This window comes from Tannerella forsythia (assembly GCF_003860135.1).
GTDB classification, from domain to species: domain Bacteria; phylum Bacteroidota; class Bacteroidia; order Bacteroidales; family Tannerellaceae; genus Tannerella; species Tannerella forsythia_A.
The window spans coordinates 21706-29340 of sequence record NZ_RQYN01000037.1; the positions used below are offsets into that span (position 1 = coordinate 21706).

The 7635-nt window shown below is 50.8% G+C and carries 5 protein-coding genes; 2 read left to right on the forward strand and 3 right to left on the reverse strand.

Going from position 1 to position 7635, the window contains the following annotated elements; genetic code table 11:
• Window positions 1–2: 2 nt before the first annotated feature.
• The 3 genes from EII41_RS09620 to pheS all read right to left on the reverse strand — a co-directional run bounded on the left by EII41_RS09620 (window position 3) and on the right by pheS (window position 4666).
• Window positions 3–2807, reverse strand: coding sequence for a M16 family metallopeptidase (locus EII41_RS09620; RefSeq protein WP_124790422.1), 2805 nt, complete (start codon window positions 2805–2807; stop codon window positions 3–5).
• A 133-nt stretch (window positions 2808–2940) separates the two neighbouring features.
• Entirely contained in the window at window positions 2941–3594 is a 654-nt protein-coding gene (nth, locus tag EII41_RS09625) for an endonuclease III (protein ID WP_124790416.1), read from the reverse strand.
• Window positions 3595–3646: 52 nt separating this feature from the next.
• On the reverse strand, window positions 3647–4666 hold the full coding sequence (pheS, locus tag EII41_RS09630) for a phenylalanine--tRNA ligase subunit alpha (RefSeq protein ID WP_124790417.1): 1020 nt from the start codon (window positions 4664–4666) through the stop codon (window positions 3647–3649).
• A gap of 80 nt (window positions 4667–4746) precedes the next feature.
• Here pheS and EII41_RS09635 point away from each other — a divergent pair, with 80 nt between their 5' ends.
• Together EII41_RS09635 and EII41_RS09640 are read left to right on the forward strand one after the other, a co-directional pair.
• A complete protein-coding gene (locus tag EII41_RS09635; RefSeq protein ID WP_124790418.1) occupies window positions 4747–5955 on the forward strand; it encodes an L-serine ammonia-lyase in 1209 nt (402 codons plus the stop codon).
• Complete coding sequence (locus EII41_RS09640) at window positions 5946–7217, forward strand: hemolysin family protein (protein WP_124790419.1); 1272 nt, start codon at window positions 5946–5948, stop codon at window positions 7215–7217. Before EII41_RS09635 ends, EII41_RS09640 begins: the two co-directional genes overlap by 10 nt.
• Window positions 7218–7635: the final 418 nt, after the last annotated feature.

Below are 7635 nucleotides of genomic sequence, written 5' to 3' on the forward strand. Positions count from 1 at the left end.
TTTTATTCTTGGCTGCTCATCGACACTTCGATGCGGTTATTCTGTTTCAGCAGTTCGTCGGTGAACTGTTGCAGCGATGCGATCGACAGATTATTTACGTGCTTAACGAAATCTTTTTCACGGTCAATACCATGAACCAGATATTCCTGCAAGTTACGCCGTGCATAGCTATTCTCTTTCAGGTTATCGGCATGCTGTTTCAGCATAAATTCTTTTACTTTCTGCAGCATTTGGGCGTCGGGACCTTCTGTTTGCAGTCGCTTCGTTACGTCGTTGATGGCATCAACGAGTTCCGTGCGGCGGGCCGGGTCGGTATCAAATCTGAATTGCAGCGAGAAGCCTTCGTACGGAATCTTCTGGACGTCACTCTGTACACCTACACCGTATGTTCCGCCTTTTTCTTCGCGAATCTTGTCTGTAAATTCCATCTGGAACAGTTGGGATAATGCGCTCATACGAATAATGTTCTCCGGCGTGTAAGCCATTTCGCCCGAATACAGGATAGCCGTTGTGGCTTTGGGCGTTTCCATTTTTCGCACAAAATGATTGTTGTATAACCCTTTACGTTCGGGCACGCTGTTTTTGTTGTACATCGTACTGCTTTTGATACCGGGCAGCGAAGCGATATATTGCTCCACGAGCGGTTTGAGTTGTGCCGGAGAAACGTTACCCACGAAGGTGAACGTGTAGTCGGCCGCGTTGGCAAAGCGTGCGCGATACAAGTCGAGCAGGGTGTCGTAGTTGCAGGCATCGATTTCTTCGACGGTCGGCATTGACATGCGCGGATTGTTCATATAAACAGTCCCCATTATAGAATCGTTAAAGATAAAGTCCGGGTTATTCATCAGCATCGGCAAGATTCCTTTCAGGCGTCCAACGATCGACTTGTAAGCTGTGTCGTCTTTGCGAACGGCCGCAAATTTCAGATAAAGAAGTTGCATCATCGTTTCCAAGTCTTTGACATTGCTAGTGCCGTTAACGCTCTGGCTGTATTGACCGACACTCGTACCCACGCTGACATGCTTGCCGGACAAGGCCTTTTTGAGGTCGGTGGCGCTGAAATTACCCAGTCCGCCTTCCGGAACGATCTCATTCATCAACTTGATTTCGGCCAGATGCTCGTTTCCGATGACCGATGTTCCTCCGAAAGCAAAACCCGACATTAAGATTTCATCTTGCTTGAAATCGGTTTCTTTAACGGCTACTTTCGCTCCGTTCGAGAGGGTCCATACCGTTACGCCGCGTTCGGCATCCGTCGTTTCGGCCGTGATGCTTCCTTTCTCGGGGAGTTCTGCAAGCAGAGGCTCCTGTATAGTCTTATCGGTATATGCTTCCAGTTTCTCGCTATCTATTTCCTTAATGATTTGATGTATCCGGTCGATGGAGGGGAAAGTCGCTTTTTCGCTATCGTTACCCATCAAAACGACTACCCGGTTTTTATCGGTGATAATCTGTTGCATGATCTGATTGATCGCCGCTACCGGAATATTCGGGACAATCATCTGGCTCATGACGTTATACTCATCTTCGATAGAAGGGATCGGTTCGTTTTTAAGGAAATGTTGCACGTATTGCTGCACGTAATAGCCGTTCAGTTGCTTTTCGCGTTCGTTATAGCGTTTTTCTATTCCGCTCAGATAGTTGGCCTTGGCACGTTCATATTCACCCTCGGTGAAGCCAAAATCATGGGCGCGTTTGGTTTCGCGCAGCAACGTAGCGATAGCTAATTCGGCCTCTTTCGGACGGCTGACGCCCACGAGTTGCAACGCATCTTTCGTATGCACGCCGAAGTAAGAACTGTTCATTACCGTAGCAAAAGCGAACGGCGGATTTTCCTGCTGAAGCATTTCTTGCAAACGATCGCTCAACATCTGACTGATCATCTGTGTGGCAAAACGAAAGACCAGATAATCCATGGTCGTTTTTCGATCGTTCGGAATAACGTTTCTCTTAAAAGCGATCATCACGTTGTTGCTCGACAACTCTTTGTCTGTCGCAACGGTAACGATCGGCTCGTCATTGTCGGGTATCTGCTCGTAAACGCGTTCCGCCGGATTGACCGGTTTGGAAATGCCGCCGAAGAGGGTCTTCACTTTCTTCTCGATTTCTTCCGCGTCGATATCGCCTACCACGATGATACCTTGCAGGTCGGGGCGATACCATTTATGATAATAGTCGCGCAGCACTTGCGGCTCGAAATGGTCGACCACGCTCATCAGACCGATCGGCATGCGGTGAGCGTATTTGCTATCTTTGAAGATTGCCGGTGCGATCGAGTCGATCATCCGTTGCGAAGCATTGCGTCGTGTACGCCATTCTTCGTGAATGACTTTACGCTCTTTGTCGATTTCTTTCTCGCGCAGAAGCAGGGCGTTCGACCAGTCGTGCAAGATCAGCAGACAGGAGTCTACGGCCCCTGCAGTCGTTGTCGGGACGTCGTTGATATTGTAGACCGTCTCGTCCATGCTCGTATAGGCGTTGAGGTTAGCACCAAATTTCACGCCGATCGTCTCGAGATACGAGATCATGTTTTTTCCGTCATCGCCAGCAGGGAAGTTTTTAGTGCCGTTGAACGCCATGTGTTCGAGAAAATGAGCCAAACCGCGCTGACTTTCCTCTTCCTGAATGGAGCCTACGCGCTGTACGATATAAAAATTCGCCCGGTTCTCGGGGCGTTTGTTGGCGCGGATGTAATACGTCAGTCCATTCTCCAATTGACCGATACGCACGCCTTTATCGACGGGAATCGGGGGCATCTGTTGCGCCTTGAGCGTCGTTATGCTTGCAAAGAGGGCAAGCAGCAGCATCATGTGTTTGAAATGTGCTTTCATCTGTTCTGAATTTTATGTGTTTGAAAAAATTTTGACAAAGATATAAACCGTTCGTCAATCTCAACGTTAACGGAACGTTATATTACGCAATCTTAACGTTAATATTAGGTTAACCTTCGGATGCGGTTTGGGGTTGCGCGTATGTTCTGCACCAAAGCGTCAGTCCGCAGAGTTCGCATTTGGGGCGGCGGGCGATACAGATGTACCGTCCGTGCAGGATGAGCCAATGATGGGCTTTGGCTATCAGATGCTCGGGGATATGTTTGATCAGCTCCTTTTCGGTGGCTAAGGGTGTTTTACTCCGATAGGTCAGGCCGATGCGGTTAGCCACACGGAATACATGGGTGTCGACGGCCATGCGCGGCTGATCGAAGAGTACGGAGGCGATAACGTTGGCCGTCTTCCGTCCGACGCCCGGCAGTTTCTGCAACTCGTCCGTGTCGGCAGGCACCTCCCCCCCGAATCGATCGACCAGCATCTGTGCCATGCCGACAAGATGCTTTGATTTATTATTCGGATAGGAGACGCTTTTAATATATTCGAACACTTCTTCGGGCGAAGAGCCGGCCATCGCTTGCGCTGTAGGATAGGTTTCGAACAGGGCTGGGGTAATCATGTTCACCCGTTTGTCGGTACATTGTGCCGAGAGAATCACAGCGACCAGCAACTGAAACGGATCTGCGTATTTCAGCTCCGTCTCGGCAACCGGCATGTGTTGCTCAAACCATCCGATGACACCCCGATATCGTTCTTCTTTTCTCATCGTTACGGGAAATAAGCAGTCGTATATATGTATGTATGTATGCGAGCAGCCTCTAATGAGCCGCTTCGAACTGACGCAGAAACCGGATGTCGTTTTCAAAAAACAAGCGGATATCGTTGATCCGGTATTTAAGCATGGTGATCCGTTCGATTCCCATTCCCAAGGCATAGCCGGAGTAAACCCGGCTGTCGATGCCGCACAGATCGAGGACATTCGGGTCTACCATCCCGCAACCGAGAATCTCTACCCACCCGGTATGTTTGCAGATATTGCATCCGTGTCCACCGCAGATGTGGCACGTGATATCCATCTCGGCGCTCGGTTCGGTGAACGGGAAATACGACGGACGCAAGCGGATTTGCGTATCGGCCCCAAACATCTCTTTGGCGAAGAAGAGCAACACCTGTTTCAGGTCGGCAAATGAAACGTCTCGGTCTACATACAGTCCTTCGATTTGATGGAAGAAACAGTGAGCGCGTGCCGAGATCGCCTCGTTGCGATAAACGCGTCCGGGACAGATGATGCGCACAGGCGGTTGTGTTTTCTCCATCACCCGCGACTGTACGGACGAAGTGTGTGTGCGCAGCAATACATCGGGGGCATGTCCGATAAAGAACGTATCCTGCATGTCACGCGCCGGATGGTCTTCGGCAAAGTTGAGCGATGAAAAGACATGCCAGTCGTCTTCCACCTCCGGTCCTTCGGCAATGCTGAAGCCGAGCCGTGCAAAGATGTCGCAGATTTCTTTCCGCACGATCGAGAGAGGGTGACGGGTACCCAGCGTAACCGGGTAAGCCGTCCGTGTCATATCGTAGCCGTCAGTATTTTCGGCGGTCTGCTCGAACTGCTCTTTCAGTTGATTGATCTTTTGCTGAGCGGCTTCTTTTAATTCATTCAGGTACTTCCCGACTTCGCGTTTCCGGTCGGCCGCCACATCTCGAAAATCGTTCATCAGGGCGTTAATTTCTCCCTTTTTGCTTAAGTATCGGATACGTAGCGTCTCCAGTTCTTCGGCATTATCGGCTTTCAGCCGTTCTACTTCCTGCAACAGCGCCTTAATTTTTTCAATCATTACTTATTGTGCGTGCTTATAATTTTTCAGCCAGCAAAGGTAAAAAATAAATTTATATCTTTGCGCGGCGAAAAAGAAATATGAAATCCTTAAGAGAACTCTATAAAATAGGGAATGGTCCGTCGAGCAGTCACACCATGGGACCTCAAAAAGCTGCTCGTCTGTTCTTGGAGCGAGCCCCCCGAACATCGTCTTTCCGAGTGACGCTTTACGGCAGTTTGGCCGCCACGGGCCGCGGTCACATGACCGATCGGGCGATTCTCGACGTATTGGAGCCGGTGGCACCCACCGAAATAATCTGGAGACCCGATGTTTTTCTGCCTTTTCATCCGAACGGGATGCTGTTTGAAGCTCTTTGGGAAGGGGACGTGAAGGATCAATGGACGATTTACAGTGTCGGAGGAGGAGCATTGGCGAATGAAGAGACGAAGCGTGTGACGAACGATATCTATCCGTTGACTACGATTGCCGACATTCTTCAAATGTGCGAGACGGACGGCTGTTCTTTTTGGGAATATGTCGAACAGTGCGAAGGCCCGGAAATCTGGGATTACCTGAGGGAGGTTTGGCATGTGATGTGCGAAGCGATCGATCGCGGTCTCAATAACGAAGGCGTCTTGCCCGGCGGCATCGGGGTGCGTCGCAAGGCCGCGACGTATTACGTCAAGGCCAAGGGCTACACCGGGAGTCTCAATTCGCGCGGCAACATCTATGCGTATGCGCTGGCCACTTCCGAAGAGAACGCTTCGGGCGGACGGATCGTTACGGCCCCTACCTGCGGGTCGAGCGGAGTTCTGCCGGCAGTCCTGTATCACCTTTACAAGGCACACGATTTTCGCGAAGTGCGGATTTTGCGTGCGTTAGCCACGGCCGGGTTGTTCGGTAATATTGCGAAAGAGAAAGCCTCGATTTCGGGTGCCGAAGTCGGTTGTCAGGGCGAGGTCGGTGTGGCTTGTGCCATGGCCGCGGCGGCCGCGTGTCAGCTCTTCGGCGGTACGCCGGGGCAGATCGAATACGCGGCTGAGATGGCGCTGGAGCATCATCTGGGACTAACGTGCGACCCCGTATGCGGGCTGGTGCAGGTGCCCTGCATCGAACGTAACGCGGTAGCAGCAGCCCGGGCACTCGATGCGAACGTCTACGCGATCTATTCCGACGGAAACCATCGTGTCAGCTACGATCGTGTGGTCGAGGTGATGAAAGAAACGGGACACGACATTCCCAGCCTGTATAAGGAAACGGCCGAAGGCGGGCTGGCGAAAAACAGCCATTTGTCGCCATGGAAATAGTCGTCATTCTGGGACTTATTTTGCTGAACGGTTTGCTCTCGCTGGCCGAAATCGCACTCGTCTCGGCGCGTAAGGCGCGTCTTGAATCGGAGGCGCGAAAAGGAAAAAAGTCCGCTCAGACGGCACTCGATCTGGCGCATAATCCGGATAAGTTTTTGTCGACCGTTCAGATCGGCATTACGCTGGTCGGTATCTTGACGGGGTTGTTTTCGGGTGAGGCTTTCGCGGCCGATCTTGCCGAAGCACTGAAAGGCGTGCCGGCACTCGCACCGTATGCGCTGGCCATTTCGAAGCTGACGATTGTTGTCATCGTGACTTACCTCACACTGGTATTGGGCGAATTGCTGCCCAAACGTATCGGCATGAACTTTGCCGAACAGGTGGCCAAACTCGTGGCTCAGCCGATGAACGTGGTGTCGAAGATCGCGTCGCCTGTTGTCTGGCTGCTATCCAAAAGCACCCGAGGGCTGATGGTGCTTCTGGGGCTGAACCGCTCCGAAGAGAACCGGGTGACGGAGGACGAGATTAAGGCGATTGTGCGCGAAGGGTTCGACAGTGGAGAGGTACAAGATGTGGAGCAAGACATTGTAGAACGTGTCTTTACATTGGGAGACCGTGATGTCGGATCGATCATGACTCATCGCAGCGAGTTGATCTGGCTTAATACGGACGACTCACTCGACACGATCCGGCAAACTGTGAAAGAAAATCTATTTAATGTTTATCCCGTAGCCACCGGGAAATTCGACAACATTGTCGGGGTTGTGTTTCTCAAAGACTTATTCGGAAAGATCGACCAGTCCGGCTTTTCGCTCTCGCAGGTATTGCGGCCGGCACAGTTCGTGCCCGAAAGCCAGAGCGTCTATAATGCGCTCGAACAGTTTAAGAACGCACGGGTCAAGTATGGCCTTGTCACCGACGAGTTCGGGGGCATTCAAGGCATCGTCACTCTCAAAGATATCGTCGAAGCGCTGATCGGCGAATTGCCCGACATCGACGAAGAACCCGAAATCAGAGAACGTGCCGGAGGCAATAGCTGGCTTGTCGACGGACAATATTCGTTCTATAACTTCCTCGAATATTTCGATATGGCCGATTTGTATGCGGACTATGATTACAACACTCTCAGCGGGCTGATTCTCGAACTGCTCGAACATGTGCCGAAAACGGGCGAGACGTTCAGCTGGCAGTGTTTCGATTTTGAGATTGTGGACATGGATCGTGCCCGTATCGACAAGGTGCTTGTACGCAAACATCCGTAAGCGACAGAAAAAAGCCTCTCCGCTTCCCGTATCTGTTACTTGTACTTACTTTTTAAAATCGCCGGTTTGATCTTAACCCAAATTACGCGATACACAGTTCGGCGTTTACCATTATTTAATTGTTAATTGTCAATTGTTAATTGTCATACCGGGTACATGATTCGGCGTGTACCATACATAACCATTGACAATGAACCATTAACAATTGGAATATGTCAGGCTTACAGCCCTCCGACGAAATACGATGCCTTTTTCCCCAACGCTTTGCATTGGGCTGAATTATTTCGCTCTTTCAGCGGTCAGCCTTCAGCGGTCAGCCGGCCAACAACTCAACAAATAAACATTGGGTCTGTGTTGAATCGTGTGGGTAACCCATAAATCAGGATCCGGAAAAAAGTTGTATAATTGCATTCATGGA

Bases quoted from the DNA above. Each gene is read 5' to 3' on its own strand.
- EII41_RS09620 (WP_124790422.1), bottom strand. From the start codon at position 2,807: ATGCTGCTGCTTGCCCTCTTTGCAAGCATAACGACGCTCAAGGCGCAA.
- EII41_RS09640 (WP_124790419.1), top strand. From the start codon at position 5,946: ATGGAAATAGTCGTCATTCTGGGACTTATTTTGCTGAACGGTTTGCTC.
- pheS (WP_124790417.1), bottom strand. From the start codon at position 4,666: ATGATTGAAAAAATTAAGGCGCTGTTGCAGGAAGTAGAACGGCTGAAA.
- nth (WP_124790416.1), bottom strand. From the start codon at position 3,594: ATGAGAAAAGAAGAACGATATCGGGGTGTCATCGGATGGTTTGAGCAA.
- EII41_RS09635 (WP_124790418.1), top strand. From the start codon at position 4,747: ATGAAATCCTTAAGAGAACTCTATAAAATAGGGAATGGTCCGTCGAGC.